Source organism: Couchioplanes caeruleus (assembly GCF_023499255.1).
Taxonomy (GTDB): domain Bacteria; phylum Actinomycetota; class Actinomycetes; order Mycobacteriales; family Micromonosporaceae; genus Actinoplanes; species Actinoplanes caeruleus_A.
Window position 1 is genome coordinate 7,631,694 of the sequence record NZ_CP092183.1, and the last position, 26,811, is coordinate 7,658,504.

The window sequence follows — 26,811 nt, forward strand, 5'->3', positions numbered from 1 at the left end:
TCCGTTACCAGACGAAGGCGAGGACTTCCCCGCCAACGCTCCGCTTGCGGGCCTGCCGGTCGGTCAGGAGGCCCTGGGACGTCGAGATGATCGCGACGCCCAGGCCGCCGAGCACGCGCGGGAGCTCGTCGGACTTGGCGTAAACCCGCAGACCGGGCTTGGACACGCGCTTGATGCCGGCGAGGCTGCGCTCGCGGTTCTGGCCGTACTTGAGCTCAACGACCAGACGCCTGCCGACAGCGCCTTCCTCGGGCTCCTCGGCCGACCAGGAGGCGATGTAGCCCTCCGCCTTGAGGACCTCGGCGATGTTCGCCTTGATCTTCGAGAAGGGCATGGTCACCTTGTCGTGGTACGCCTGGTTGGCGTTGCGCAGACGCGTGAGCATGTCTGCGATCGGGTCCGTCATCGTCATGGGTATTCGTCAACCTTTCTCGCCGGGGTTCCCCCGCGGGGGCCTACGGCGAAGCGGTGCTGCTGAGTCGGGGTTACCAGGAGGCCTTCGACACACCGGGGAGCTCGCCACGGTGGGCCATCTCCCGGATGCAGACCCGGCAGAGGCCGAACTTGCGGTAGACCGAGTGCGGCCGGCCGCAACGCTGGCAGCGGGTGTACGCCCGGACAGCGAACTTCGGCTTCGCGGCAGCCTTCAGGATCAGGGCCTTCTTCGCCATGCTCAGTTCTCCTTGAACGGGAAGCCCAGGAGCTTGAGCAGCTGCCGGCCCTCCTCGTCGGTCTTGGCGGTGGTCACCACCGTGATGTCCATGCCCCGCGTGCGATCGATCCGGTCCTGGTCGATCTCGTGGAACACCGACTGCTCGGTCAGACCGAACGTGTAGTTGCCGTGCCCGTCGAGCTTGCGCCCGTCGAGGCCGCGGAAGTCACGGATACGCGGCAGCGCGATCGACAGCAGCCGGTCCAGGAACTCCCACATCCGGTCGTTGCGCAGGGTCACCTTCGCGCCGATCGGCATGCCCTCACGCAGCTTGAACTGCGCGATGGACTTGGTCGCCCGCCGCACCAGCGGCTTCTGACCGGTGATGGTGGTCAGGTCCCGTACGGCGCCGTCGATCAGCTTGGCGTCCCGGGCGGCCTCGCCGACACCCATGTTCACGACGACCTTGACCAGGCCGGGAACCTGCATCGGGTTGCCGTACTTGTACTGCTCCTGAAGCGCGGCGATGACCTCGCTGCGGTACTTCTGCTTCAGCCGGGGCAGGGTCTTGGGCTCAGTAGCGGCAGTCATCACAGGTCCTTACCGGTGCTACGCGCGATACGGACCTTCTGGCCGTTGTCGTCGACGCGGTAGCCGACGCGGGTCGGCTTGCCCTGGTCGTCCACGATCTGCACGTTCGAGATGTGGATCGGGGCTTCCTGCGTGACGATGCCGCCGGTCTTCGAACCGCGCTGCGTCGTACGGATGCGCTCGTGCTTCTTGATGCGGTTGACGCCCTCGACGAGGACCTTGTCCTGCCGCGGGAAGGCCGCGATGACCTTGCCCTTGGCACCCTTGTCCTTGCCGGCGATGACGACGACCGTGTCGCCCTTCTTGATCTTCACGGTCAGAGCACCTCCGGCGCCAAGCTGATGATCTTCATGAACCGCTTGTCGCGCAGCTCGCGGCCGACCGGGCCGAAGATACGCGTACCGCGGGGGTCTCCACCGTCCTTGATGATGACGGCGGCGTTCTCGTCGAAGCGGATGTACGAGCCGTCGGGACGGCGCTTCTCCTTGGCGGTGCGGACGATGACCGCCTTGACGACGTCGCCCTTCTTCACACCGGCACCCGGGATGGCGTCCTTGACCGTGGCCACGATGACGTCGCCGATGCTCGCGTAGCGGCGACCGGAGCCGCCCAGTACGCGGATGCACAGAATTTCCCGGGCACCCGTGTTGTCGGCGACGCGCAGTCGCGACTCCTGCTGGATCACGTCTGTCTCCTAATGTCTGCCAGTTCTCCGGGGATGGATCAGCCGAAGCTTGGCGGAACGATGGTCCGCTGGGCCGGCCGGAGCCGGCCCAACGCACTCACTTGGCCTTTTCGAGGATCTCCACGACGCGCCACCGCTTGGTGGCGGAGAGCGGACGGGTCTCCATCATCAAGACCCGGTCGCCGATGCCGCACGCGTTCTGCTCGTCGTGCACCTTGAGCTTGCGGGTGCGACGGAGAACCTTGCCGTAGAGGGCGTGCTTGACGCGGTCCTCGACCTCGACGACGACGGTCTTGTCCATCTTGTCGCTGACCACCAAGCCCTCGCGCACCTTGCGCTGAGGCCGGGGGGCAGCAGCAGTGTTCTCACTCATGCTGTCACCTCACTCGGCGCGGCCGAGAGCCCCAGCTCACGCTCACGCATGATCGTGTAGATCCTCGCGATGTCCTTGCGGACCACCTGCAGTCGACGGTGATTGTCGAGCTGCCCGGTCGCGCCCTGCACGCGAAGATTGAACAGCTCCGCCTTCGCCTCCCGCAGCCGCGAGACCAGCTCCTCTTCGGAGAGCTCGCGCAGCTCGGCCGGCTTAACGCCCGCTGCCATCAGCTTTCACCCACTTCGCGCGTCACGATGCGGCACTTCATCGGGAGCTTGTGGATCGCGCGTCGCATCGCTTCGCGCGCGATCGTCTCGTTCGGGAACGACATCTCGAAGAGGATGCGTCCCGGCTTGACGTTCGCCACCCACCACTCCGGGGAGCCCTTGCCGGAACCCATGCGGGTCTCGGCGGGCTTCTTGGTCAGGGCCTGGTCCGGGAAGATCGAGATCCAGACCTTGCCGCCACGCTTGATGTGACGGGTCATGGCGATACGGGCCGACTCGATCTGCCGGTTGGTCACGTACGCCGGCTCCAGGGCCTGGATACCGAACTCGCCGAAGACCACCCGGTTGCCGCCCTTGGACGCGCCGTGGCGGTCCGGGTGGTGCGGCTTGCGGAAGCCCTTCGGGGGCTTACGCGGCATCAGCATGTGTCAGCCCTCCTGCTGCGGGTCGGCGGTGGCCGGCGCTGCGGCGACGGCCGCGTCGGCGATCGACTCACCGGTCGGGGTGTCGCCCTTGGCCTGGGCGGCAGCGGCGGCACGGCCGGCCTCCGTACCACCCGCGGTGGTGCCGGACGAACCGGAACGGCCACGGCGCGGACGGTCCGGGCGGTCGCCACGGTCACGGCGCGGACGCGCGGGCGCCTCGGGGGCGACCTCGCGACCGGGCACGGCGTCGCCCTTGTAGATCCAGACCTTCACGCCGATGCGGCCGAACGTGGTACGGGCCTCGAAGAAGCCGTACTCGATGTTGGCGCGCAGCGTGTGCAGCGGAACGCGACCCTCACGGTAGAACTCCGTGCGGCTCATCTCCGCGCCGCCGAGGCGGCCGGAGACCTGCACGCGGATGCCCTTGCAGACCGGGTTCTTCATGGCCGACTGCATTGCCTTGCGCATGGCGCGGCGGAAGCTGACGCGGCTGGACAGCTGCTCGGCGACGCCCTGCGCGACGAGCTGCGCGTCCGACTCGGGGCTCTTCACCTCGAGGATGTTCAGCTGGACCTGCTTGCCGGTGAGCTTCTCGAGCTCGCCGCGGATCCGGTCGGCCTCCGCGCCCTTACGGCCGATGACGATGCCCGGCCGGGCGGTGTGGATGTCGACGCGGACCCGGTCCCGGGTGCGCTCGATGTCCACCTTGGAGATGCCGGCGCGCTCCAGGCCCTTGGACATCATGCGGCGGATCTTGACGTCCTCGCCGATGTAGTCCTTGTAGAGCTTGTCCGCGAACCAGCGGCTCTTCCAGTCGGTGGAGATGCCGAGCCGGAACCCGGTGGGGTGAACTTTCTGACCCATTACTCGGCACCTTCCGTGCTCTGGGACTCGGCCGGCGTGGCCTCGGCGGCCGGGGCCGCCTTCTTGGCCGGAGCGGCCTTCTTCGCGGCGGCCTTGCGGGCCGGCGTGGCGACCTGAACGGCCTCCACCGCGACGGTGATGTGACAGGTGCGCTTGCGGATCCGGTACGCCCGGCCCTGCGCCCGCGGCCGGAACCGCTTCAGCGTCGGACCCTCGTCGACGAACGCCTCGCTGACCAGGAGCGCGTCCGGGTCGAGCCGCTCGTTGTTCTCGGCGTTCGCGATCGCGCTGGCGAGCACCTTGTAAACCTGCTCACTCGCAGCCTGCGGCGCGAACTGCAGGACCGTGAGAGCCTCCTTCGCGGGCAGACCGCGGACGAGGTTGATCACACGGCGCGCCTTGTTCGGCGAGATGCGCACGTGGCGCGCAACCGCCCGCGCGCCCGGAAGCGCCGGAGCGTCGCCCTTGACTGGCATCGCTGTAACCCCTTGTTCTTATCCGTGGACTGCTTAGCGACGACGGCTCTTGCGGTCGTCCTTCTCGTGACCCTTGAACGTACGGGTCAGAGCGAACTCGCCGAGCTTGTGCCCGACCATGGCCTCGGTGATGAACACCGGGACGTGCTTGCGCCCGTCGTGCACGGCGATCGTGTGCCCGAGCATGTCGGGAATGATCGTCGAGCGCCGAGACCAGGTCTTGATGACGTTCTTCGAGTTCTTCTCGTTCTGGACTTCCACCTTCTTGATCAGGTGGTCGTCGACGAACGGGCCCTTCTTCAGGCTGCGAGGCATCTTTTAACTCCCGTTACCCGCGCTTGCGGGTGGCGTAGCGGCGGCGAACGATCAGCTTGTCGCTCTCCTGGCCCTTGCGGCGGGTACGGCCCTCGGGCTTACCAGCCGGGTTGACCGGGTGGCGACCACCGGAGGTCTTACCCTCACCACCACCGTGCGGGTGGTCGATCGGGTTCATGGCGACACCACGGACGGTCGGGCGCTTGCCCTTCCACCGCATGCGGCCGGCCTTGCCCCAGTTGATGTTCGACTGCTCGGCATTGCCGATCTCGCCGACGGTCGCGCGGCACCGGATGTCGACACGACGGATCTCACCGGAGGGCATACGCAGCGTGGCGTACGCGCCCTCACGGCCCAGGAGCTGGATGCCGACGCCGGCCGAACGAGCCAGCTTGGCGCCACCGCCGGGACGAAGCTCCACACCGTGGACCGTCGTACCGACCGGGATGTTGCGCAGGGGCAGGTTGTTGCCCGGCTTGATGTCCGCGCCCACGCCCGACTCGACGCGGTCGCCCTGCTTGAGGTCCTTCGGCGCGAGGATGTAGCGCTTCTCGCCGTCGGCGTAGTGCAGCAGTGCGATACGCGAGGTGCGGTTGGGGTCGTACTCGATGTGAGCGACCTTGGCCGGCACGCCGTCCTTGTCGTTGCGCCGGAAGTCGATCAGCCGGTACTGCCGCTTGTGACCGCCGCCCTGGTGCCGCGTCGTGATGCGGCCGTGGACGTTGCGACCACCCTTCTTGGGCAGCGGAACCAGCAGAGACTTCTCCGGCGTCGACCGGGTGATCTCAGCGAAGTCGGCGACGCTGGAGCCGCGACGGCCCGGCGTGGTCGGCTTGTACTTACGGATAGCCATGATTCACAAACCCCTTAGCTGACCGGGCCGCCGAAGGCCTCGATACGGTCACCGTCAGCCAGCTTCACCATGGCGCGCTTGGTCGCCTTGCGCTGCCCGAAGCCGGTGCGGGTGCGCTTGCGCTTGCCCTCGCGGTTCGCGGTGTTCACCGTCAGCACGCGGACATCGAAGATCTGCTGGATCGCGATCTTGATCTGGGTCTTGTTCGCGTCCGGGTGGACGAGGAACGTGTACCAGTTCTGGTCGAGAACGCTGTAGCTCTTCTCGGAGACCACGGGCGCGACGATGATGTCGCGCGGGTCGGCGATCGTGCTCACTTGTTCCCCTCCGCTCCGTCGGCTTGGCCGCTGGCCGCAGCCGGAACGCCGAGGAATTCCTCGAGCGCTTCCTTGGTGAAGACGACCTCGTCCGCGACAAGCACGTCGTACGTGTTGAGCTGACCGGCCTCGATGAGGTGGACGGTGGGCTCGTTCCGCAGCGACAGCCAGTTCTTCTCGTCGTAGCTGCCCAGGACAACCAGGACCTTGGTCGACTCGGTCGCCTTGCGCAGCGTGGCGATCGCGGCCTTCGTGGACGGCGTCTCGCCGGCGACGAACGCCTCCACCACGTGCACGCGGCCCTCGCGGGCCCGGTCGGAGAGGGCGCCACGCAGGGCGGCAGCCTTCATCTTCTTCGGGGTCCGCTGGCTGTAGTCGCGCGGCACGGGACCGTGCACGACGCCACCACCGGTGAACTGCGGGGCGCGGATCGAGCCCTGACGGGCGCGGCCGGTGCCCTTCTGCTTGTACGGCTTCTTGCCGCCGCCGGCGACCTCACCGCGGGTCTTCGCCTTGTGCGTACCCTGCCGGGCGGCCGCGAGCTGGGCGACGACGACCTGGTGCATCAGCGGGATGTTCGCCTGCACGTCGAAGATGTCGTCGGGCAGCTCGACGGAGCCGGCCTTCGTGCCCTCGGCGTTGATCACGTCAACCGAGCTCACTTGGCACCACCCTTCTTCTTCGCCGCCGTACGGACCAGGATCAGCGCGCCCTTGGGGCCGGGCACGGCGCCCTTGATCAGCAGCAGGTTGTTGTCGGTGTCGACGGCCTGCACCGTGAGGTTCTGCACGGTGAAGCGCTTGCTGCCCATGCGACCGGCCATCCGGGTGCCCTTGAAGACACGCGCGGGGGTCGCGCAGGCGCCGATCGAGCCCGGCGAGCGGTGCTTGCGCTCGACACCGTGGCTCGACTTGAGGCCGTGGAAGCCGTGCCGCTTCATGACGCCGGCGTAGCCCTTGCCCTTGGTCTTACCGGTGACGTCGATCGGCGTACCGACCGCGAACGCCTCGACGGTGACCTCCTGGCCGAGCTCGTACTCACCGGCGTCGGTGGTCCGCAGCTCGACGATGTGGCGGCGCGGCGACACGTTGGCCTTGGCGAAGTGGCCGCTCTCCGGCTTGTTCACCTTGCGCGGGTCGATCTGGCCGTACGCCAGCTGCACGGCGGCGTAGCCGTCCGTCTCGGCGCTGCGGACCTGGGTCACGACGCACGGGCCGGCCTGCACCACGGTTACCGGGACGACCTTGTTGTTGTCCCAGACCTGGGTCATGCCGAGCTTGGCGCCCAGGATGCCCTTCACTTGCCTGTCCATTGTCCGGATCCCTACAGCTTGATCTCGATGTCGACGCCAGCCGGCAGGTCGAGGCGCATGAGCGAGTCGACCGTCTTCGGAGTCGGGTCGATGATGTCGATCAGACGCTTGTGCGTGCGCATCTCGAAGTGCTCGCGCGAGTCCTTGTACTTGTGCGGCGAACGGATCACGCAGAAACGGTTGATCTCCGTGGGCAGCGGCACCGGGCCAGCAACCTGCGCCCCGGTCCGCGTCACCGTCTCGACGATCTTCCGCGCCGAGGAGTCGACGACCTCGTGGTCATAGGCCTTGAGCCGGATGCGGATCTTCTGTCCCGCCATGGTGGCTTCTGTTTCCTTCTCTCGATGCCGCTACGTGCGAGGGCGGTGGCCCTCGCATGCCCGCAGGACCGTTGATCCTGCGTTGTCCGACCCCCGCGGTCGGGCGTGTCGCGCTCTGGAACCAGGCTCCGCCCCAGAGCTCTGAGGCGATCATGCCCGTGGAGAAGCCCCTCAGGGAGCTACCCCCATCCGTCGGGAGCGGGGCGACCGACGGCTCTCACACACGCCGGACACCGGGCGAGGGTGGTTGGCTACCGAACTGCAATGGCAGCCAACCACCCTGCGCGGACGCAACCTGACTAGTATGCCGGATCGATCGCGGCAATGCTAATCGGGGTCACCGTTGAGGGTTGTCCGCGGCCTACGTCACAGCCGGCCGGGACAACCACCAATCACTTGTTGATCTTCGTGACCGTTCCGGCGCCGACGGTACGGCCACCCTCACGGATCGCGAACTTCAGGCCCTGCTCCATGGCGATCGGCTGGATCAGCTTGACCGACATGGTGGTGGAGTCGCCCGGCATGACCATCTCGGTGCCCTCGGGCAGCGTGACGACGCCGGTGACGTCCGTGGTACGGAAGTAGAACTGCGGGCGGTAGTTCTGGAAGAACGGGGTGTGCCGGCCGCCCTCTTCCTTCGAGAGGATGTAGACCTGGCCCTCGAACTCCGTGTGCGGAGTCGTGGTGCCCGGCTTCACGACGACCATGCCGCGCTCGACGTCCTCGCGCTTGATACCGCGCAGCAGGAGGCCGACGTTCTCGCCCGCGCGGGCCTCGTCGAGCAGCTTGCGGAACATCTCGATGCCGGTGCAGACGGTCTTCGTCGACTTCTCGCGGATGCCGACGATCTCGACCTCCTCGTTCGGCTTGAGGATGCCACGCTCGGCGCGACCCGTGACCACGGTGCCGCGACCGGTGATCGTGAAGACGTCCTCGATCGGCATGAGGAACGGCTTCTCGGTCTCACGCTCGGGCTGCGGGATCGCGGTGTCGACCGCGTTCATCAGCTCCATGAGCTTGCCGGTCCACTCCGCGTCGCCCTCGAGCGCCTTGAGCGCCGAGACGCGCACGACGGGAACGTCGTCGCCCGGGAACTCGTAGGTGCTCAGCAGCTCGCGGACCTCGAGCTCGACGAGCTCCAGGAGCTCCTCGTCCTCGACCATGTCGCTCTTGTTCAGCGCGACGACGATGTACGGAACGCCGACCTGGCGGGCCAGGAGCACGTGCTCCTTGGTCTGCGGCATCGGGCCGTCGGTCGCCGCAACCACCAGGATCGCGCCGTCCATCTGCGCGGCACCGGTGATCATGTTCTTGATGTAGTCAGCGTGGCCGGGGCAGTCCACGTGCGCATAGTGCCGCGCAGCGGTCTGGTACTCGACGTGCGCGATCGAGATCGTGATGCCGCGGGCCTTCTCCTCCGGCGCCTTGTCGATCTCGTCGAACGGCGTGTACGGGTTCAGGTCCGGGTACTCGTCGTGCAGGACCTTCGTGATGGCCGCAGTCAGCGTCGTCTTACCGTGGTCGATGTGACCAATGGTGCCGATGTTGACGTGCGGCTTAGTCCGCTCGAACTTCGCCTTCGCCACTGGTGTCCTCCTGTGGACTGTGGTTTCTTTTCTCGCCCGGCACGCCGATAAGGCGATTAGGACTCTGTCGACTGCTTGTGCGCGTGCGGTCCTCGACGGACCGCACGCGCCTCAACGCATCAGGCGCCGGTGGCCTTCGCGATGATCTCCTTCGCCACGCCCTGCGGCACCTCGGCGTAGGAGTCGAACTGCATGCTGTAGCTAGCCCGGCCGGCGGTCTTCGACCGCAGGTCGCCGACGTAGCCGAACATCTCCGACAGCGGCACCAGGGCCTTGACGACTCGGGCGCCGGAGCGCTCCTCCATCGACTGGATGATGCCACGACGGGAGTTGAGGTCGCCGATGACGTCGCCCATGTTGTCCTCGGGCGTGGTCACCTCGACGGACATCATCGGCTCGAGCAGCGCGGGGTCGGCCTTGCGGGCCGCCTCCTTCATCACCATCGAGCCGGCGATCTTGAACGCCATCTCGGACGAGTCGACCTCGTGGTACTGGCCGTCGAGCAGCGTCAGCTTGACACCGACCAGCGGGTAGCCGGCCAGCACGCCGTACTGCATCGAGTCCTGCGCGCCGGCGTCGACCGACGGGATGAACTCCCGGGGGATACGGCCACCGGTCACCGCGTTGACGAACTCGTACGTCGGGCCGTCGGCCGCGAGCGGCAGGGGCTCGAGCTTGACGACGACCTTCGCGTACTGGCCGGAGCCACCGGTCTGCTTCTTGTGCACGTAGTCGAGCTTCTCCACGGTGCCGCGGATCGTCTCGCGGTACGCCACCTGCGGCTTACCGATGTTCGCCTCGACGTTGAACTCGCGGCGCATCCGGTCGACGAGGATGTCGAGGTGCAGCTCGCCCATGCCGGCGATGATCGTCTGCCCGGTCTCCTCGTCGTTGAAGACGCGGAAGGTCGGGTCCTCCTCGGCCAGACGCTGGATCGCGGTGCCCAGCTTCTCCTGGTCCGACTTGGTCTTCGGCTCGATGGCGACCTGGATGACCGGCTCCGGGAAGGTCATCGACTCCAGGATGACCGGGTTGGCCGGGTCGCTGAGCGTGTCACCGGTGGTGGTCTGCTTGAGACCCTGGACGGCGATGATGTCGCCGGCCTGCGCGGTGGCGCGCTCCTCACGCTTGTTCGCGTGCATCTGGTAGATCTTGCCGATCCGCTCCTTGCGGTCCTTGGTGGAGTTGACCACCTGGGAACCGGACTCGAGCGTGCCGGAGTAGACCCGCACGTACGTGAGCTTGCCGAGGTGCTTGTCGGTCTGGATCTTGAACGCCAGCGCCGAGAAGGGCTCGTCGTTCGAGGGCCTGCGCTGCAGCGGCGTCTCGCCGTCCGTCGCGGTGCCCTCGATGGCCGGGATGTCCAGCGGCGACGGCAGGTACGCCACGACCGCGTCGAGCATGGGCTGGATGCCCTTGTTCTTGAACGCGGTACCGGTCAGGACCGGGTTGGCCTTACCCGCGATGGTCGCGCGGCGGATCGCGGCGCGGATCTCGTCGGCCGAGAGCTCCTCGCCCTCGAGGTACTTCTCCATGACGGCGTCGTCGACATCCGCCAGCGTCTCGAGCAGCTTCTCGCGCCACTCGGCGGCGGAGTCGGCGAGGTCGGCCGGGATGTCCTCGGTCGCGTAGTCCTCACCCTTCTGGGTCTCACCACGCCAGGTGAGGGCACGCATCTCCACCAGGTCGACGACGCCGATGAAGTCGGCCTCGTTCCCGATCGGGATCTGCAGCACGAGCGGCGTCGCGTTGAGCCGGTCGATCATCATCTGCACGCAGCGGAAGAAGTCGGCGCCGGTCCGGTCGAGCTTGTTGACGAAGCACATACGAGGGACGTTGTACTTGTCCGCCTGCCGCCAGACGTTCTCCGTCTGCGGCTCCACGCCGGCGACACCGTCGTAGACGGCGACGGCACCGTCGAGCACACGCAGCGACCGCTCGACCTCGACCGTGAAGTCGACGTGGCCGGGCGTGTCGATGATCTGGATCGTGTGGCCCTTCCACTCGCACTTCGTGGCGGCGGAAGTAATGGTGATGCCGCGTTCCTGTTCCTGTTCCATCCAGTCCATGACGGCCGCGCCCTCGTGGACTTCACCGATCTTGTACGTGATGCCGGTGTAGAACAGGATGCGCTCGGTCGTCGTGGTCTTACCAGCGTCGATGTGCGCCATGATGCCGATGTTGCGTACCTTGGCGAGCGCGTCTGCGGCAGCCACTGCAATCCCTACTCTTCGTCGTCGTGTCGACTGTGTTCCGCGGGATGTCGCGGAGAACCGGAACGACCGGCGTCCCGGCCCGGTGGACACCGGGCCGGCAACGGGGGTCTTACCAGCGGTAGTGCGCGAAGGCCTTGTTGGACTCCGCCATCTTGTGGGTGTCCTCACGCCGCTTGACGGCAGCGCCGAGGCCGTTGCTGGCGTCGAGCAGCTCGTTCTGGAGACGCTCGATCATGGTCTTCTCGCGGCGGGCCTTGGAGTACTGGACCAGCCAGCGCAGACCGAGGGTGGTCTGACGCGGCGTACGGACCTCGACCGGCACCTGGTAGGTCGCGCCGCCGACGCGGCGGCTGCGAACCTCGAGGGTCGGCTTGACGTTGTCCATGGCCCGCTTCAGCGTCACCACGGGGTCGGTACCGTTCTTCTCCCGGCAGCCCTCGAGAGCGCCGTAGACGATCCGCTCGGCGAGCTGACGCTTACCGCCGATGAGGATCTTGTTCACCAGCTGGGTGACCAGCGGGGAGTTGTAGACCGGATCCGGAACCACCGGGTGGCGCGGAGCGGGGCCCTTACGCGGCATGTCAGCTCTTCTCCTTCTTCGCGCCGTAACGGCTGCGGGCCTGCTTGCGGTTGCGGACACCCTGGGTGTCCAGCGAACCGCGGACGATCTTGTAGCGGACGCCCGGGAGGTCCTTCACACGGCCACCGCGCACGAGCACGATCGAGTGCTCCTGCAGGTTGTGGCCGACGCCCGGGATGTACGCCGTCACCTCGATCTGGCTGCTCAGCTTCACACGAGCGACCTTGCGCAGCGCAGAGTTGGGCTTCTTGGGGGTGGTGGTGTACACGCGCGTGCACACGCCGCGCCGCTGAGGACTTCCCTTCAGCGCCGGCGTCTTGGTCTTGCTCGTCTTCGCCTGGCGGCCCTTTCGGACCAGCTGCTGGATCGTGGGCACCGGGTTTCTCCGCTCCCTTCGGCCGCCCTTCAGCGGCCGCACCGTCTTCGTTTCTGCCTTGTGTGCGAGCCGACCCGGAGGGTTGCCCCGCACCCGCGGTCGGGCGTGTCGTCCGGCTCACGGTCCCGCCGCACGCTCTCGCGTGCAACGAGTCTTGTCTTTGTCGGGCTTCAGCCCGTCGTGCTCACCCCGTCAGTGCCTACCGACTCGGGCGCACGCACGAGTTGCCCGGGCTAGCCCGGGCACGAGGGGAAAGAGTACCCACCACAGGCACGCAGGTCAAAACGAACCCCGCTTGACCAGCCAGCCTGACGATGGACATCTCCGCATACCAAGTGTACCGGGTGCTCCGGCGCGACAAAGCCGAGGTGCCCGTTTCCCGCACCACACGGCATCACGACGACTGCAACACCAATACCAACAGCAGAGTCAGGGCTGCGATTCCCACGCCGGCACCACCGCACGAGATGCCCGCGATGGCCACGCCGCGGCCGGTGAAGCGTACGCGGCCCGCCTGGCCGGAGCGCTTGATCTGCCGCTGGGCGACCAGTCCGACCGCGATCGCACCACCGCCGGCCAGCGCGCCCAGAAGCGCGAAGGCTCCCGCCACGACGCCTCCCCAGCCCTGGGTCGAACCGGCGACGCCGAAGCAGAGCACGAGGGTGGCAACCAGGATGGAGGCGATGCCGGCGATGAGCGAGCCGATCGCCTGCCCGGACGTGATCGGCGCAACACGCAGCTGGACCAGGCCGAACTCCGTGCCCGGGACCGGCTCGACCCGTTCCGGGGTCCACGCCTCCCCCGGCCTGGGAAGCATCACGGCCGGCGGCTGCGGCTGTCCCGGCCACGAACCTGGCTGCTGTGTCACGGACCGTCCCTCTCGCCGCATAAGCCTGAACGTCGAGCATGTCACCCGATGGTGGTCCGCCGCAGCCCGAGGGCCCCGCGCCGGCGATCAGTCGGTCGAGGAGTCGAAGTCCTGGCCGCCCGGGGTGGCGGCGAGGTGCAGCAGGCCGGCGATGGTGGCGACGACCAGGGCGGTCAACGCGAGGACTATGCCCGCCCAGGCCAGCAAGCGGCCACGGCGCACCCACTTGCCACCGGTCAGGTAGCCGGCTGCGGCGTACTGCTCGCGGCTCACCTGACGGGCGAGCAACAACGCGACCGTGGCGGGAATCACGCCTCCGACGAACGCTCCGGTCAGGAACGCCACCAGCCCGAGCGCGAAGACAGCGCGGGCCTTGGTGGACGGCGCCGGCTCCGGATCCATCGGGTGGCGGGTGGGCGCACTGCTGGCAGCGGGGAGCGTCACGACTCCATTCTAGAAACGGCGGAGGGCGCCCGCGCGATGCGCGAGCGCCCTCCGATCAAGCAAACCGTCAGCGGTACGACCCGAAGTCGAAGTCGTCCAGCGGTACGGCCTGACCACTGGCCGGCCCGAAACCGTAGTCGGTCTCGGGGTACCCGGTCATCGAGTACACCTTGGCCTTGGCCTCCTCGGTCGGCTCGACCCGGATGTTGCGGTACTTGCTGATGCCCGTACCGGCCGGGATGAGCTTGCCGATGATGACGTTCTCCTTGAGGCCGACGAGCGAGTCGCTGCGCGAGTTGATCGCCGCGTCGGTGAGCACCCGGGTGGTCTCCTGGAAGGAGGCCGCCGAGAGCCAGGAGTCGGTCGCCAGCGAGGCCTTGGTGATACCCATGAGCACCGGACGACCGGCAGCGGGTTCGCCACCCTCGCCGACGATCCGGCGGTTCTCCGACTCGAAGAGCGCCCGGTCGACCAGCACGCCGGGCAGGAACTCGGCGGCACCCGAGTCGATGACCGTCACCCGCTTGAGCATCTGGCGGATGATGATCTCGATGTGCTTGTCGTGGATCAGCACACCCTGCGAGCGGTAGACCTCCTGGACCTCCTGGGTCAGGTGGACCTGCACCGCCCGCGGCCCCATGATGCGCAGCAGCTCGTGCGGATCGATGGTGCCCTCGGTGAGCTTCTCGCCGACGCCGACGTGGTCGCCGTCGTGGAATCGCAGCTTGACACGCTTCGAGATCTTGTCGTAGACGATCTCGTCGCTGCCGTCGTCCGGCACCACGATGATCTTCCGCGAGCGCTCGCCGTCCTCGATGCGCACGCGTCCCGGGGTGTCGGCGATGGGCGCCTTGCCCTTGGGTACGCGGGCCTCGAAGATCTCCTGCACACGCGGCAGACCCTGGGTGATGTCCTCACCCGCGACACCACCGGTGTGGAAGGTACGCATCGTCAGCTGCGTACCCGGCTCACCGATGGACTGGGCGGCGATGATGCCGACCGCCTCGCCGATGTCGACCGACTTGCCGGTCGGCAGCGACCGGCCGTAGCAGGCCGCGCAGACGCCCAGCTTCGACTCGCACGTCAGGACGCTGCGCACCCGGACGTTCTCCACCCCGGCGGCGACGAGCTTGTCCACCAGGATCGAGTTGAGGTCGTCGCCACGGCTGACCACCCGGTTGCCGTCCGCGTCGTCGATGTCGTCCGCGAGCGTACGGGCGTGCACACCGGTCTCCGCGTGCGTGTGCACGACCAGGGTGCCGTCCGGCTCCCGCTCGCCCACCTGCATCGGGATCGCGCGGTCGGTGCCGCAGTCCTCCTCGCGGATGATGACGTCCTGCGAGACGTCCACCAGACGCCGGGTCAGGTAACCCGAGTCGGCGGTACGCAGCGCGGTGTCCGCCAGACCCTTACGGGCACCGTGCGTGGAGATGAAGTACTCCAGCACGGTCAGACCCTCGCGGTACGACGACGTGATCGGCCGCGGGATGATCTCGCCCTTGGGGTTGGCCACCAGACCACGGATCGCGGCGATCTGCCGGAGCTGGAGGAGGTTACCGCGAGCGCCGGAGTTGATCATCACCCAGAGCGGGTTCTCCTGCGGCAGCGCCGTCTCCATCTCCTTCGAGATGTCCTTGGTCGCGTTGGTCCAGATGTCGATGAGCTCGCCGCGGCGTTCCTCGGCGGTCATCAGACCCCGCTGGTACTGCTTGTCGATGCGGTCCGCCTCGCCCTGGTAGCGGGCGATGATCTCCGGCTTGCGCGGAGGACCGATGACGTCGCCCATGCCGATCGTCACACCGGACCAGGTGGCCCAGTGGAAGCCGGCCTCCTTGAGCGCGTCCAGGGTCGCGGCCAGGGCGACCTTGGGGAAGCGCTCGGCGAGGTCGTTGACGATCGCGGAGAGCTGACCCTTGCGGATCTCGTAGTTGACGTACCGGTAGCCCGGCGGCAGCGTCTCGTTGAAGATCACCCGGCCGAGGGTGGTCTCCACGAGCAGCGGCTCGCCCTGCTGCCACTCCTCCGGCGCGACCCACTTGTCCTTGCCCGCGCCGTTGTCGACACCGACGACCTCACGGAGACGGATCTTGACCGGCGCCTGCAGGTGCAGCTCGCCGTTGTCGAAGGCCATCCGCGCCTCGGCGTCCGAGCTGAACACCCGGCCCTCACCCTTCGCGCCCGGCGTCAGGTGGGTCAGGTAGTACAGCCCGATGACCATGTCCTGGGTCGGCATGGTCACCGGCTTGCCGTCGGCCGGCTTGAGGATGTTGTTCGACGACAGCATCAGGATCCGGGCCTCGGCCTGCGCCTCGGCCGACAGCGGCACGTGCACCGCCATCTGGTCACCGTCGAAGTCGGCGTTGAACGCCGTACAGACGAGCGGGTGGATCTGGATCGCCTTGCCCTCGACCAGCTGCGGCTCGAAGGCCTGGATGCCCAGGCGGTGCAGCGTCGGCGCGCGGTTCAGCAGCACCGGGTGCTCGCTGATGACCTCTTCGAGGACGTCCCACACGACCGGGCGCTGACGCTCGACCATGCGCTTGGCCGACTTGATGTTCTGCGCGTGGTTCAGGTCCACCAGGCGCTTCATCACGAACGGCTTGAACAGCTCCAGCGCCATCTGCTTCGGCAGGCCGCACTGGTGCAGCTTCAGCCGGGGGCCGACGACGATGACGGAACGACCGGAGTAGTCGACGCGCTTGCCCAGCAGGTTCTGCCGGAACCGGCCCTGCTTGCCCTTGAGCATGTCGGACAGCGACTTCAGCGGGCGGTTACCCGGGCCGGTGACCGGCCGGCCGCGGCGGCCGTTGTCGAACAGTGCGTCGACGGCCTCCTGCAGCATCCGCTTCTCGTTGTTGACGATGATCTCGGGCGCGCCCAGGTCGATCAGGCGCTTGAGCCGGTTGTTGCGGTTGATGACCCGGCGGTACAGGTCGTTCAGGTCGCTGGTGGCGAAGCGGCCACCGTCGAGCTGCACCATCGGGCGCAGGTCCGGCGGGATGACCGGTACGCAGTCCAGGACCATGCCCAGCGGCGAGTTGCGGGTGTTCAGGAACGCGGCGACGACCTTGAGCCGCTTGAGCGCCCGGATCTTCCGCTGGCCCTTGCCCGTACGGATGATCTCCCGCAGGTTCTCGGCCTCGGCGTCCAGGTCCATGTTCTCGAGCAGCGCCTTGATGGCCTCGGCACCCATGCCACCGGTGAAGTACTCACCGAAGCGGTCCCGCAGCTCGCGGTAGAGCAGCTCGTCGGTGACCAGCTGCTTGGAGTCGAGCTTGCGGAAGGTGTCGAGCACCTCGTCGAGCCGGTCGATCTCGCGCTGCGCCTTGTCACGGATCTGGCGCATCTCGCGCTCGCCGGCCTCCTTGACCTTGCGGCGCACGTCGGCCTTGGCACCCTCGGCCTCGAGCTCGGCGAGGTCCTGCTCCAGCTTGGCGGCCCGCTTCTCGATCTCCGAGTCGCGGCCGTTCTCCGACTGACGCTTCTCGGCGAAGATCTCGTTCTCGATGGTGGACATGTCGCGGTGACGCGCCTCGGCGTCCACGCTCGTGATCACGTACGAGGCGAAGTAGATGATCTTCTCGAGGTCCTTGGGCGCCAGGTCGAGCAGGTAGCCCAGCCGGCTCGGCACACCCTTGAAGTACCAGATGTGCGTGACCGACGCGGCCAGCTCGATGTGGCCCATGCGCTCACGGCGGACCTTGGACCGGGTCACCTCGACGCCGCAGCGCTCACAGATGATGCCCTTGAACCGGACCCGCTTGTACTTGCCGCAGTAGCACTCCCAGTCCCGCTGAGGACCGAAGATCTTCTCGCAGAAGAGTCCGTCCTTCTCGGGCTTGAGCGTGCGGTAGTTGATCGTCTCGGGCTTCTTGACCTCGCCGTGCGACCACTGACGGATGTCGTCCGCGGTCGCCAGGCCGATGCGCAACTCGTCGAAGAAGTTGACGTCGAGCACTTGGACTATCCCTCGTGTTTCGTTGCTCGGATAAATTCCAGGCCGGCGGGGGTGTCCCCGGTGGTCTCAGACCGCCGGGGACACCCTCCGTCAGATCTCTTCGACGCTGCTGACGCCCTCGTTCGGGCGGCGGGACAGGTCGATGCCGAGTTCTTCCGCGGCCCGGAAGACCTCGTCGTCGGTCTCGCGCATCTCCAGGGCCACGCCGTCGCTGGAGAGCACCTCGACGTTGAGGCACAGCGACTGCAGCTCCTTGAGCAGCACCTTGAACGACTCCGGGATTCCCGGCTCCGGGATGTTCTCGCCCTTGACGATGGCCTCGTAGACCTTCACGCGACCCAGGACGTCATCGGACTTGATGGTGAGCAGCTCCTGCAGCGCGTATGCCGCGCCGTAGGCCTGCATCGCCCAGCACTCCATCTCGCCGAACCGCTGGCCACCGAACTGCGCCTTACCACCCAGCGGCTGCTGCGTGATCATCGAGTACGGGCCGGTCGACCGAGCGTGGATCTTGTCGTCGACCAGGTGGTTCAGCTTCAGGATGTACACGTACCCGACGGAGATCGGGTCCGGCAGCGGCTCGCCGGAGCGGCCGTCGAACAGCTGCGCCTTGCCGTCGCCGTTGACCAGCCGGTTGCCGTCGCGGTTGACGAGCGTCGACTCGAGGAGACCCTTGATCTCCTCCTCCTGGGCGCCGTCGAAGACCGGGGTCGCGACGTTCGAGTCCGCGGGGGACTCGTGCGCCTCGATGGCCCGCAGCTGACGCTTCCAGTCGGCGTCGTCGCCCTCGACCTCCCAGCCCGTCTTGGCGATCCACCCGAGGTGGGTCTCCAGGACCTGGCCGATGTTCATACGCGAGGGCACACCGAGCGGGTTCAGCACGATGTCGACCGGGGTGCCGTCCTCCAGGAACGGCATGTCCTCGATCGGCAGGATCTTCGAGATGACGCCCTTGTTGCCGTGCCGGCCGGCGAGCTTGTCGCCGTCCTGAATCTTGCGCTTCTGGGCGACGTACACCCGGACCAGCTCGTTCACGCCCGGGGGCAGCTCGTCGCCGTCCTCGCGCGAGAAGGTGCGTACGCCGATGACCGTGCCGGTCTCGCCGTGCGGAACCTTCAGCGAGGTGTCACGGACCTCGCGCGCCTTCTCACCGAAGATCGCGCGGAGCAGCCGCTCCTCCGGGGTCAGCTCGGTCTCGCCCTTGGGCGTGACCTTGCCGACCAGGATGTCGCCGGGCACGACCTCGGCACCGATCCGGATGATGCCGCGCTCGTCCAGGTCGGCGAGCATTTCCTCGCTGACGTTGGGGATGTCGCGGGTGATCTCTTCCGGGCCGAGCTTGGTGTCGCGGGCGTCGACCTCGTGCTCCTCGATGTGGATCGAGGTGAGGACGTCCTGCTGCACGAGGCGCTGCGACAGGATGATCGCGTCCTCGTAGTTGTGGCCCTCCCAGCACATGAACGCGACGAGCAGGTTGCGGCCGAGGGCCATCTCCCCCTCGTCGGTGCACGGACCGTCGGCGATGACCTGGCCGGCCTCGACCCGGTCGCCCTCGAAGACGACGGGCTTCTGGTTGACGCAGGAGCCGGCGTTGCTGCGACGGAACTTGTGCAGCAGGTACGTACGACGGTGACCGTCGTCCTGGTGCACCGTCACGTAGTCGGCGCACAGGTCCTCGACCACACCGCCGACCTCGGCCACGACCACGTCACCGGCGTCGACGGCGGCACGGTACTCCATGCCGGTGCCGACCAGCGGCGCCTCCGCCTTGACCAGCGGTACGGCCTGACGCTGCATGTTCGCGCCCATGAGCGCGCGGTTGGCGTCGTCGTGCTCGAGGAACGGGATCATCGCGGTGGCGACCGAGGTCATCTGCCGCGGCGAGACGTCCATGTAGTCGACGTCGGTGCCGGGCACGTAGTCGACCTCACCACCCTTACGGCGGACCAGGACGCGGTCCTCGGCGAAGGTGTTGTCGCTCGAGAGCGGGGCGTTCGCCTGCGCCTTGATGAACCGGTCTTCCTCGTCCGCGGTGAGGTAGTGGACCTCGTCGGTGACGCGGCCGTTCTCCACCTTGCGGTACGGGGTCTCGACGAAACCGAACGGGTTCACCCGCGCGAACGTCGAGAGGGCACCGATCAGGCCGATGTTCGGGCCTTCCGGGGTCTCGATCGGGCACATCCGGCCATAGTGGGACGGGTGCACGTCACGGACCTCGAAGCCCGCCCGCTCGCGGGACAGACCACCCGGGCCGAGCGCGCTCAGCCGGCGCCGGTGGGTCAGACCCGCCAGCGGGTTGGTCTGGTCCATGAACTGCGACAGCTGCGAGGTGCCGAAGAACTCCTTGATCGCAGCCACCACGGGGCGGATGTTGATCAGGGTCTGCGGCGTGATGGCCTCGACGTCCTGCGTGGTCATGCGCTCGCGGACGACGCGCTCCATGCGGGACAGGCCGACGCGGACCTGGTTCTGGATCAGCTCGCCCACCGTACGCAGGCGCCGGTTGCCGAAGTGGTCGATGTCGTCGGCCTCGTAGCCCTCCTCACCGGCGTGCAGCCGGCAGAGGTACTCCACGGTGCGGACGACGTCTTCCTCGGTGAGGGTGCCGCGGTCGATCGGTACGTCGATCTCGAGCTTCTTGTTGAACTTGTAACGGCCGACCTTGGCGACGTCGTACCTCTTCGGGTTGAAGAAGAGGTTGTCGAGCAGGGTCTGCGCGTTCTCGCGGGTCGGGGGCTCACCCGGGCGGAGCTTGCGGTAGATGTCGAGCAGGGCCTCGTCCTGCCCCGCGATGTGGTCCTTCTCGAGCGTCGTCATGAGCAGCTCGGACCAGCCGAACCGCTCCCGGATCTGGTCCGCCGACCAACCGATCGCCTTGAGCAGGACGGTGACGGCCTGCCGGCGCTTACGGTCGATGCGGACACCGACGGTGTCGCGCTTGTCGATGTCGAACTCGAGCCAGGCGCCCCGGCTCGGGATGACCTTGACACTGGAGAGGTCGCGGTCGGAGGTCTTGTCCGGCTCCTTCGTGAAGTACACGCCCGGCGAGCGGACGAGCTGACTCACCACGACGCGCTCGGTGCCGTTGATGACGAACGTCCCCTTGGGGGTCATCATCGGGAAGTCACCCATGAACACGGTCTGGCTCTTGATCTCGCCAGTCGTGTTGTTGGTGAACTCCGCGGTCACGAACAGCGGTGCGCAGTAGGTCAGGTCCTTCTCCTTGCACTCCTCGATCGAGGCCTTGACCTCGTCGAAGCGCGGGGAGGAGAAGGACAGCGACATTGTGCCGGAGAAGTCCTCAATGGGACTGATCTCTTCGAGGATCTCTGCGAGGCCCGACTGGGCATGCGGATCGTCCGTCGAACGGGCCTGCCACGCCTCGTTGCCTACCAGCCAGTCGAAGGACTCCGTCTGGAGGGCAAGGAGGTTGGGGACCTCAAGTTGCTCGGTGATCCTGCCGAACGAGATACGGCGGGGAGCGTAAGCGCTCGACGTACGACTGGTCTTCGCAGGGCGGGAAGCTGCCAAGATGCGTCCTTCCGAGGACCGGTGCTGCTGATGCGGCTGTCTGCGCTACGGACTGCCGGGCACTCCAATGAACCCCCAGGAAATCATCCGGATGGATGTTCCTGCAGGGCTCAAGGCAGAAGGCAGCGCAAACTAGCAGTGTAGCCGCTCGGCTAACCGCTGTCCAGCCCACACCGGAGGGGGCCTGCGGAACGTGTCCCCGCGGCTGCTGACCTGTGCTTTCTCGGTCAGTGCCTCGTGCGGGGCCGCTCGGAACGCGGCGAAACTCCCTCGGGTGCCGGTCTGCGAGGAACCTGGCAGAAGCAGGTATACCCACAGGACGGCTGTCGCAAGCGCGGAAACTTGCTGATGCCAGCGTGCCTGTCAGCGGACACACAGTCAAGGGTTGTGCCGCGGGTCGGTCCTGTGCCGTCGCCCGCCGGACGCGGCATAGAGACCTTAACGCAGCAAAAGAAGAGGTTCGCGGCTTTCGTCCGTCAACCTTCCGACCCCTCGCTGCCACCGCGCTGACCTGGGCTTTTTCTGACCCGGCCGGGCCGCGGCCCGACGGTCCGAGCCCGAAAAGCCGCGCAGGCGGAGGCTCCGGAGAGCCCCCGCCTGCGGCGAGGAAAAAGCGATGAAACGTCAGGTCACTTGAGGGTGACCTTGGCGCCCTCACCCTCGAGCTTGGCCTTGGCCTCCTCGGCCTTCTCCTTGTTGACGCCCTCGAGGATCGCCTTCGGGGCGCTCTCGACGGTGTCCTTGGCCTCCTTGAGGCCCAGGCCGGTCAGCTCACGGACGACCTTGATGACCTGGATCTTCTTGCCACCGTCCGACTCGAGGACGACGTCGAAGGAGTCCTTCTCGGCCTCGGCCGGCGCGCCGCCGTCCGAGGTCGGGGCGGCAGCCGCGAGGGCGACCGGCGCAGCCGCGGTGACCTCGAAGGTCTCCTCGAACTGCTTCACGAACTCGGACAGCTCGATCAGCGTCATCTCCTTGAACGCGTCGAGCAGCTCGTCGGTGCTGAGCTTCGCCATGTCTGGCAACCTTTCGTTGTTTCTGTGGATGTAAGTCAACTCCGCACGGGCCCGTCAGGCCGCGGCGGAACCGTCCTGCGCGCGCTTGTCCTGCAGTGCGGCCGCCAGGCGTGCGACCTGGGCGAGCGGGGCCTGGAAGGTGCCCGCGGCCTTGGTCAGGTTGCCCTTCATGGCGCCGGCCAGCTTGGCCAGCAGCACCTCGCGAGGCTCGAGGTCGGCGATCTTGCCAACCTCCTCGGCCGAGATGGCCTTGCCCTCGAAGACGCCGCCCTTGATCACCAGGGCCGGGTTGGTGCGGGCGAAGGCCCGAAGGCCCTTGGCCGCCTCGACCGGGTCACCGGAGACGAAGGCGAGCGCGGTAGGACCGGCGAAGAGCGCGTCGAGGCCCTCGATGCCCGCATCGCTGGCCGCCCGCTTCGCGAGCGTGTTCTTCGACACGGAGTACTTCGTGTCGTCACCGAGCGAGCGCCGCAGCGCGGTGAGCTCAGCGACCGTCAGGCCGCGGTACTCGGTCAACACGGTGGCCGACGAGTTACGGAACTGCTCCGTGAGCTCGGCGACGGCAGTGGCCTTGTCGGCCCGGACCGGCTTGTCCGCCATGTCCCTCCTCTCTCGTTGCTCAAGAGCCGCTGGGTGATGCTTGCGGGACCCGAACACGAGAAACGCCCCGGCGCAGGGCGCACGGGGCGGGACATGGGCGCAGGTAGGCGCCGACATGATCACGAACCGTTCTCCCCTGCGCGGGCCGCCCGCCTGTTGCGGGACCTTCGGCCGTGGCCTCGAGCTCCGACAGGAACAGTCGGGCTGCGGGGCTGCGGTAACCAGCGGTCTGTGGGTGGAACTCCGAGATGGAAGAGTACGCGGCCGAGCGCGCCAGACCAAATCGACCTTGCACGCCACCGATCAGCAGGCCCGCCGGGCGCCGCCGTGGTGGCGTGGCACGGCGTCCGCTCTACGCCGTGCGGCGTCGGCCCTGGTGGCGCAGCACGGACGCTGCGCACTCCCCCGCCCCGGACCGACGGCCCACACCGCGGCCCGGACCGACGGCCCACACTGCCCGGCCCCGGAGCGCCGGGCTGGCGTCGCAATCCTGACCGACCCGTCGCGCTCCGGCCTGGACCGCCGGTCGCGGTCCGGGTCAGCTGCGACTTCGGCGGAGCCAGGCGTACGCGGTGAAGACGGCGGCGCACCAGAGGATCGTCCAGCCGCTGAGGAGCCAGAGGTCACCGGCCGGCGGCAGCGGTACGGCAGCGAGCGCCCGAGCGGTTGCCATGAGCGGGGGTACGAGCCAGGGCGCGATCGATCCTCGGAGGCCGAGGACCACGCCGAGCACCGCGCCGGTCACGAGCACCGTGATGCCTGCCCGGATGCTCCGGGTCACGGCCCGGCTCGCCAGCGCACCCAGCCCGACGCCGGCGGCCAGCGAGAGCAGGTGCGCCAGGACGCCGAGACCGACGCTCGCGCCCACCGACGGTTCGCCGGGCTCCGGGCCTCGGATCGCCCCCAATGGCAACGGCGCCACGATGGCTACCAGGCAGAACACCGAACCCATGACCGCGGCCGCGAGGGCTCCGGCAGCGGCTTCCCGCGCCGGGCCTACGGCGACGCGGGCGAGGCGGCGCTGAACGTCGGGCTCGGCGTCGAGGAGCACCTTGGTCAGCCAGGCGAAGACGGGGAAGAACATGACGGCGGAGTAGCCGTATGCCGGGGCGGCCGCCGACTTCCCGCCGCCGTGGATGACACCCAGCACGACCATGCCGGCGATCAGCGGGGCGAGGATCCGGCCACTGCGGACGAAGCCCGTGAGGCGCATGCGGACCAGGGATGTCATCGCGGCTGCTCCTCGCGTACGCCAAGGATGCGGTGACCGTCGGCACTAAGCCGGGCCACCGCCCGTTCGGCGTCCGCCCGGCGGACGGCGATCTCGATGACCACGTCGTCGGACGGCTCACCGGCGGGCTCGGTGACCTCGGCGTGGGTGCTCAGGGTGGCGTCGGCCACACGCCAGCGGATGGCGTCGGGCAGGCCGGCGATCTCCCCGCGGTGGTCGCTGACCAGGACCGCTCCCCCGGCAGCCGTGACCTCCGCGACGATCTCCGGGATCAGCGTGCGGGCGTGCGCGTCGAGGCCCTCCCACGGCTCGTCCAGCACCAGCAGACCGGGCGGGCGCAGCAGCGCCTGGGCGAGGCCCACCTTCTGCGCCGTGCCCTTGGAGAGCGCGCTCAGCCGGGTGTGTCGGTGGTCGGTGAGGCCGAGCCGCTCGATCCAGCGGTCCACCTCGGCCGCGCCTCGCAGACCGCGGAGCGCGGACATGGCGGTCAGGTACTGATGAGTGGTGAACGGCTGGTCGGCCGGGAACCTCTCGGGCACCCAGCCCACCACGGCCGGCCGGTCGTGCACGGCGCCGCGGGTCGGACGCAGGACGCCCGCGGCGAGCTGGAGCAGAGTGGACTTGCCCGCGCCGTTGCGGCCCAGGATCACGATCGTCCGGCCGGGCACGACCTCAGCGTCCACCGCCTGCAGGGTCCACGGGAGCCTGCGCGCGTACCGGAAATGGACCTGGTCGAATCGCACGCAGGCAGCCTCGCACAAAGAAAGGCCCCCGGGGTGTCCCCGGGGGCCTCCTGTGGATAACCGTGGATCAGGCCTCGATGTTGCCGACCAGGCCCTTGGTCACGTTCGGGTCGACCGGCACGCCGGGGCCCATGGTGGTGCTGACCGTGACCTTCTTCAGGTACTTGCCCTTGGCGGCGGACGGCTTGGCCCGCAGGACCTCGTCGAGCACCGCGCCGTAGTTCTCCACCAGCTGCTGCTCGCTGAACGAGGCCTTGCCGATGATGAGGTGCAGGTTCGAGTGCTTGTCCACGCGGAACGTGATCTTGCCGCCCTTGATGTCCGAGACCGCCTTGGTCACGTCCATGGTGACCGTGCCGGTCTTCGGGTTCGGCATGAGACCGCGGGGGCCGAGGATCCGGGCGATGCGGCCGATCTTGGCCATCTGGTCCGGCGTGGCGATGGCGGCGTCGAAGTCGAGCCAGCCGCCCTGGATGCGGGCCACGAGCTCGTCGGTGCCGACCTCGTCGGCGCCGGCCGCGACGGCCTCCTCGGCCTTCGCGCCCTGGGCGAAGACGATCACGCGGGCGGTCTTACCGGTGCCGTGCGGCAGGTTGACCGTGCCACGAACCATCTGGTCCGCCTTGCGGGGGTCGACGCCGAGGCGCATGGCGACCTCGACCGTGGCGTCGAACTTGGTGGAGCTGCTGTCCTTCGCCAGCTTCACGGCCTCGGTGGGCTCGTACAGCTTGGCGGCGTCGATCTGCTCGGCGGCCTTGCGGTAGGCCTTGCTGCGCTGCATTTCTCGTACTCCTGTGGTTGATGGCGGAACGCGCCTTTCGCGCCCCTCCCACGACGTGCTGCGGGCGGATGCCCGCCGGACACAACCGTGCCCCGGCCCGGAGCATTCCGGGCTCGGGGCCGCCGCCTAGATCTTGGCGACCTGGTTGAAGTTCAGCTCGACCGGCGTCTCGCGGCCGAAGATGGAGACCAGGACCTTGAGCTTCTGCTGGTCGGCGTTGATCTCGGAGATCGAGGCCGGCAGCGAGGCGAACGCGCCATCGGTGACGGTGACCGAGTCGCCGACCTCGAAGTCGAGGACCTTGACCTCGGGCTTGGCCTTCTTCTCCTCGGCCTGCACGGCCGGGGCCAGCCACTTCAGCACCTCGTCGAGCGACAGCGGCGCCGGGCGGTCCACCCGGTCGGTCGCGCCGACGAAGCCCGTCACGCCCGGCGTATTGCGCACGCAGGAGTACGACTCCGGGGTCAGGTCCATCCGGACGAGGATGTAGCCGGGGAAGACCTTGGCCTGCACCTGGTTGCGCTTGCCGTTCTTGACCTCGACCTCTTCGCGGGTCGGCACCTCGACCTGGAAGATGAAGTCCTCCATGTCGAGGCTCGTGATCCGGGTCTCGAGGTTGGTCTTGACCTTGTTCTCGTAGCCGGCGTAGGAGTGCACCACGTACCAGTCACCGGGGGCGTAGCGCAGCTTCTGGCGCAGCTCGGCGACCGGGTCGTAATCCTCGTCCACGTCCGGCGCCGCCACCTCGGCGGCGGGCTCAGCAGCGGCCTCGACCGACTCAGCGTCGTCCGCCGTCGCCACCGAGGCCTGCTCCTCGGCGGGGAAGGCGGTCTCGTCGTCGTACTCAGGCACGCTTGCTCACTTCCGTAACTATCAGCTTCAGTTGCCGAACGACGCCTATCAGCTTCAGTTGCCGAAGGACGCCAGGATGCCCTTGCCGAACCCGTAGTCCAGCACGGCGACGATCGTGGTCATCACGGCGACGAACACGATCACGACCGCCGTGTAGGTCAGCAGTTCCTTGCGGGTCGGCCAGATGACCTTACGCAGCTCACTGACGACCTCGCGGAAGAAACCGCCGATGCGGCCACCACGACGGCCTTCCTTCGACCGGGGCTTGTCGGCGTTCTCGGTGCGCTCGCGGACGGCAGTGCCGCCGCCCCGCGTCACCGGCTCGCCAGCCTCCGCGTCATCATCGGCGACTGCGTCGTCGAACACCTCGTCCTCGGGGCGGTCGCCTGCAGCGTCGTCACCGGGTCGCTTCCTCTCGGCCACTTCGCCCTCTTCCGTCGTCGGTCGGTGGATGTCACATCAGCGCCCTACGCGGCGCGCGGATGTACCGGCGGCCCGCGCCGGGCGGGTCCGCCGCCGGGCCGATACGGGTCGGTGCGCAGGGGTGACAGGACTTGAACCTGCAGCCTGCGGTTTTGGAGACCGCTGCTCTGCCAATTGAGCTACACCCCTACGT

Annotated in this window: 31 protein-coding genes and 1 tRNA gene; all 32 read right to left on the reverse strand. The window is 67.8% G+C overall.

Annotated features, from left to right (window positions below):
- Positions 1–4: 4 nt before the first annotated feature.
- The 32 genes from rpsH to COUCH_RS35355 all read right to left on the reverse strand — a co-directional run bounded on the left by rpsH (position 5) and on the right by COUCH_RS35355 (position 26,807).
- Complete coding sequence (gene rpsH, locus COUCH_RS35200; protein WP_071803329.1) at positions 5–412, reverse strand: 30S ribosomal protein S8; 408 nt, start codon at positions 410–412, stop codon at positions 5–7.
- Between the two features lie 73 nt (positions 413–485).
- Positions 486–671, reverse strand: coding sequence for a type Z 30S ribosomal protein S14 (locus COUCH_RS35205; RefSeq protein ID WP_106130632.1), 186 nt, complete (start codon positions 669–671; stop codon positions 486–488).
- 2 nt (positions 672–673) lie between these two features.
- Positions 674–1,243, reverse strand: a complete 570-nt coding sequence (gene rplE / locus COUCH_RS35210) for a 50S ribosomal protein L5 (protein WP_249609465.1) — start codon at positions 1,241–1,243, stop codon at positions 674–676.
- Positions 1,243–1,563: a 50S ribosomal protein L24 gene (rplX, locus tag COUCH_RS35215; RefSeq protein ID WP_199515897.1), complete on the reverse strand. Its 321-nt coding sequence runs from the start codon at positions 1,561–1,563 to the stop codon at positions 1,243–1,245. Before rplX ends, rplE begins: the two co-directional genes overlap by 1 nt.
- Entirely contained in the window at positions 1,560–1,928 is a 369-nt protein-coding gene (gene rplN, locus COUCH_RS35220; protein ID WP_015619002.1) for a 50S ribosomal protein L14, read from the reverse strand. Before rplN ends, rplX begins: the two co-directional genes overlap by 4 nt.
- A gap of 97 nt (positions 1,929–2,025) precedes the next feature.
- Positions 2,026–2,301: a 30S ribosomal protein S17 gene (gene rpsQ / locus COUCH_RS35225; protein WP_249609466.1), complete on the reverse strand. Its 276-nt coding sequence runs from the start codon at positions 2,299–2,301 to the stop codon at positions 2,026–2,028.
- Positions 2,298–2,531, reverse strand: coding sequence for a 50S ribosomal protein L29 (rpmC, locus tag COUCH_RS35230; RefSeq protein ID WP_015619000.1), 234 nt, complete (start codon positions 2,529–2,531; stop codon positions 2,298–2,300). Before rpmC ends, rpsQ begins: the two co-directional genes overlap by 4 nt.
- On the reverse strand, positions 2,531–2,956 hold the full coding sequence (gene rplP / locus COUCH_RS35235) for a 50S ribosomal protein L16 (protein ID WP_015618999.1): 426 nt from the start codon (positions 2,954–2,956) through the stop codon (positions 2,531–2,533). Before rplP ends, rpmC begins: the two co-directional genes overlap by 1 nt.
- A gap of 3 nt (positions 2,957–2,959) precedes the next feature.
- On the reverse strand, positions 2,960–3,820 hold the full coding sequence (rpsC, locus tag COUCH_RS35240; protein WP_249609467.1) for a 30S ribosomal protein S3: 861 nt from the start codon (positions 3,818–3,820) through the stop codon (positions 2,960–2,962).
- Positions 3,820–4,296 (reverse strand): 50S ribosomal protein L22, encoded by a 477-nt coding sequence (gene rplV / locus COUCH_RS35245; RefSeq protein WP_249609468.1) that lies wholly within the window; start codon positions 4,294–4,296, stop codon positions 3,820–3,822. Before rplV ends, rpsC begins: the two co-directional genes overlap by 1 nt.
- A gap of 33 nt (positions 4,297–4,329) precedes the next feature.
- Entirely contained in the window at positions 4,330–4,611 is a 282-nt protein-coding gene (gene rpsS / locus COUCH_RS35250; RefSeq protein ID WP_014440726.1) for a 30S ribosomal protein S19, read from the reverse strand.
- 13 nt (positions 4,612–4,624) lie between these two features.
- On the reverse strand, positions 4,625–5,464 hold the full coding sequence (gene rplB / locus COUCH_RS35255) for a 50S ribosomal protein L2 (RefSeq protein WP_067495870.1): 840 nt from the start codon (positions 5,462–5,464) through the stop codon (positions 4,625–4,627).
- A gap of 14 nt (positions 5,465–5,478) precedes the next feature.
- Positions 5,479–5,781 (reverse strand): 50S ribosomal protein L23, encoded by a 303-nt coding sequence (gene rplW, locus COUCH_RS35260; RefSeq protein WP_199515836.1) that lies wholly within the window; start codon positions 5,779–5,781, stop codon positions 5,479–5,481.
- Positions 5,778–6,443 carry a 50S ribosomal protein L4 gene (gene rplD / locus COUCH_RS35265; RefSeq protein WP_249609469.1) on the reverse strand — a complete coding sequence of 222 codons (666 nt, stop codon included), beginning with the start codon at positions 6,441–6,443 and terminating at the stop codon, positions 5,778–5,780. Before rplD ends, rplW begins: the two co-directional genes overlap by 4 nt.
- A complete protein-coding gene (gene rplC / locus COUCH_RS35270; RefSeq protein ID WP_249609470.1) occupies positions 6,440–7,093 on the reverse strand; it encodes a 50S ribosomal protein L3 in 654 nt (217 codons plus the stop codon). The genes rplD and rplC overlap by 4 nt, the downstream gene beginning before the upstream one ends.
- 11 nt (positions 7,094–7,104) lie before the next feature.
- Complete coding sequence (gene rpsJ, locus COUCH_RS35275; protein ID WP_007073037.1) at positions 7,105–7,413, reverse strand: 30S ribosomal protein S10; 309 nt, start codon at positions 7,411–7,413, stop codon at positions 7,105–7,107.
- 392 nt (positions 7,414–7,805) lie between these two features.
- Positions 7,806–8,999 (reverse strand): elongation factor Tu, encoded by a 1,194-nt coding sequence (tuf, locus tag COUCH_RS35280; RefSeq protein ID WP_249609471.1) that lies wholly within the window; start codon positions 8,997–8,999, stop codon positions 7,806–7,808.
- Positions 9,000–9,118: 119 nt separating this feature from the next.
- Positions 9,119–11,215, reverse strand: a complete 2,097-nt coding sequence (fusA, locus tag COUCH_RS35285; protein WP_275980035.1) for an elongation factor G — start codon at positions 11,213–11,215, stop codon at positions 9,119–9,121.
- Between the two features lie 109 nt (positions 11,216–11,324).
- Positions 11,325–11,795 carry a 30S ribosomal protein S7 gene (rpsG, locus tag COUCH_RS35290; RefSeq protein WP_249609472.1) on the reverse strand — a complete coding sequence of 157 codons (471 nt, stop codon included), beginning with the start codon at positions 11,793–11,795 and terminating at the stop codon, positions 11,325–11,327.
- 1 nt (position 11,796) lies between these two features.
- The gene (rpsL, locus tag COUCH_RS35295) at positions 11,797–12,171 is read right to left on the reverse strand and encodes a 30S ribosomal protein S12 (protein ID WP_014440718.1); all 375 of its coding nucleotides are present in this window, start codon (positions 12,169–12,171) and stop codon (positions 11,797–11,799) included.
- A 394-nt stretch (positions 12,172–12,565) separates the two neighbouring features.
- A complete protein-coding gene (locus COUCH_RS35300) occupies positions 12,566–13,039 on the reverse strand; it encodes a hypothetical protein (RefSeq protein ID WP_346015958.1) in 474 nt (157 codons plus the stop codon).
- 87 nt (positions 13,040–13,126) lie between these two features.
- Complete coding sequence (locus COUCH_RS35305; protein WP_249613913.1) at positions 13,127–13,441, reverse strand: hypothetical protein; 315 nt, start codon at positions 13,439–13,441, stop codon at positions 13,127–13,129.
- 109 nt (positions 13,442–13,550) lie between these two features.
- Positions 13,551–17,441, reverse strand: a complete 3,891-nt coding sequence (locus COUCH_RS35310) for a DNA-directed RNA polymerase subunit beta' (protein ID WP_249609473.1) — start codon at positions 17,439–17,441, stop codon at positions 13,551–13,553.
- Between the two features lie 90 nt (positions 17,442–17,531).
- Positions 17,532–20,972 (reverse strand): DNA-directed RNA polymerase subunit beta, encoded by a 3,441-nt coding sequence (locus COUCH_RS35315; protein ID WP_249609474.1) that lies wholly within the window; start codon positions 20,970–20,972, stop codon positions 17,532–17,534.
- Positions 20,973–21,601: 629 nt separating this feature from the next.
- On the reverse strand, positions 21,602–21,988 hold the full coding sequence (gene rplL / locus COUCH_RS35320) for a 50S ribosomal protein L7/L12 (protein WP_249609475.1): 387 nt from the start codon (positions 21,986–21,988) through the stop codon (positions 21,602–21,604).
- Positions 21,989–22,042: 54 nt separating this feature from the next.
- On the reverse strand, positions 22,043–22,588 hold the full coding sequence (rplJ, locus tag COUCH_RS35325; protein WP_249609476.1) for a 50S ribosomal protein L10: 546 nt from the start codon (positions 22,586–22,588) through the stop codon (positions 22,043–22,045).
- 538 nt (positions 22,589–23,126) lie between these two features.
- Positions 23,127–23,819 (reverse strand): hypothetical protein, encoded by a 693-nt coding sequence (locus COUCH_RS35330; protein ID WP_249609477.1) that lies wholly within the window; start codon positions 23,817–23,819, stop codon positions 23,127–23,129.
- Positions 23,816–24,562: an ATP-binding cassette domain-containing protein gene (locus tag COUCH_RS35335; RefSeq protein ID WP_249609478.1), complete on the reverse strand. Its 747-nt coding sequence runs from the start codon at positions 24,560–24,562 to the stop codon at positions 23,816–23,818. Before COUCH_RS35335 ends, COUCH_RS35330 begins: the two co-directional genes overlap by 4 nt.
- A gap of 67 nt (positions 24,563–24,629) precedes the next feature.
- Positions 24,630–25,343: a 50S ribosomal protein L1 gene (gene rplA / locus COUCH_RS35340; protein WP_249609479.1), complete on the reverse strand. Its 714-nt coding sequence runs from the start codon at positions 25,341–25,343 to the stop codon at positions 24,630–24,632.
- 126 nt (positions 25,344–25,469) lie between these two features.
- On the reverse strand, positions 25,470–26,195 hold the full coding sequence (gene nusG / locus COUCH_RS35345; RefSeq protein ID WP_249609480.1) for a transcription termination/antitermination protein NusG: 726 nt from the start codon (positions 26,193–26,195) through the stop codon (positions 25,470–25,472).
- 54 nt (positions 26,196–26,249) lie between these two features.
- Positions 26,250–26,618, reverse strand: coding sequence for a preprotein translocase subunit SecE (gene secE, locus COUCH_RS35350; protein WP_249609481.1), 369 nt, complete (start codon positions 26,616–26,618; stop codon positions 26,250–26,252).
- A 116-nt stretch (positions 26,619–26,734) separates the two neighbouring features.
- Positions 26,735–26,807, reverse strand: a tRNA-Trp gene (locus tag COUCH_RS35355).
- Positions 26,808–26,811: the final 4 nt, after the last annotated feature.

Coding starts and splice junctions, on each gene's coding strand:
- rpsH (WP_071803329.1), bottom strand. CDS start 412: ATGACGATGACGGACCCGATCGCAGACATGCTCACGCGTCTGCGCAAC.
- COUCH_RS35205 (WP_106130632.1), bottom strand. CDS start 671: ATGGCGAAGAAGGCCCTGATCCTGAAGGCTGCCGCGAAGCCGAAGTTC.
- rplE (WP_249609465.1), bottom strand. CDS start 1,243: ATGACTGCCGCTACTGAGCCCAAGACCCTGCCCCGGCTGAAGCAGAAG.
- rpsQ (WP_249609466.1), bottom strand. CDS start 2,301: ATGAGTGAGAACACTGCTGCTGCCCCCCGGCCTCAGCGCAAGGTGCGC.
- rpmC (WP_015619000.1), bottom strand. CDS start 2,531: ATGGCAGCGGGCGTTAAGCCGGCCGAGCTGCGCGAGCTCTCCGAAGAG.
- rplP (WP_015618999.1), bottom strand. CDS start 2,956: ATGCTGATGCCGCGTAAGCCCCCGAAGGGCTTCCGCAAGCCGCACCAC.
- rpsC (WP_249609467.1), bottom strand. CDS start 3,820: ATGGGTCAGAAAGTTCACCCCACCGGGTTCCGGCTCGGCATCTCCACC.
- rplV (WP_249609468.1), bottom strand. CDS start 4,296: ATGCCAGTCAAGGGCGACGCTCCGGCGCTTCCGGGCGCGCGGGCGGTT.
- rpsS (WP_014440726.1), bottom strand. CDS start 4,611: ATGCCTCGCAGCCTGAAGAAGGGCCCGTTCGTCGACGACCACCTGATC.
- rplB (WP_067495870.1), bottom strand. CDS start 5,464: ATGGCTATCCGTAAGTACAAGCCGACCACGCCGGGCCGTCGCGGCTCC.
- rplC (WP_249609470.1), bottom strand. CDS start 7,093: ATGGACAGGCAAGTGAAGGGCATCCTGGGCGCCAAGCTCGGCATGACC.
- rpsJ (WP_007073037.1), bottom strand. CDS start 7,413: ATGGCGGGACAGAAGATCCGCATCCGGCTCAAGGCCTATGACCACGAG.
- rpsG (WP_249609472.1), bottom strand. CDS start 11,795: ATGCCGCGTAAGGGCCCCGCTCCGCGCCACCCGGTGGTTCCGGATCCG.
- COUCH_RS35305 (WP_249613913.1), bottom strand. CDS start 13,441: ATGGATCCGGAGCCGGCGCCGTCCACCAAGGCCCGCGCTGTCTTCGCG.
- rplL (WP_249609475.1), bottom strand. CDS start 21,988: ATGGCGAAGCTCAGCACCGACGAGCTGCTCGACGCGTTCAAGGAGATG.
- rplJ (WP_249609476.1), bottom strand. CDS start 22,588: ATGGCGGACAAGCCGGTCCGGGCCGACAAGGCCACTGCCGTCGCCGAG.
- COUCH_RS35330 (WP_249609477.1), bottom strand. CDS start 23,819: ATGACATCCCTGGTCCGCATGCGCCTCACGGGCTTCGTCCGCAGTGGC.
- rplA (WP_249609479.1), bottom strand. CDS start 25,343: ATGCAGCGCAGCAAGGCCTACCGCAAGGCCGCCGAGCAGATCGACGCC.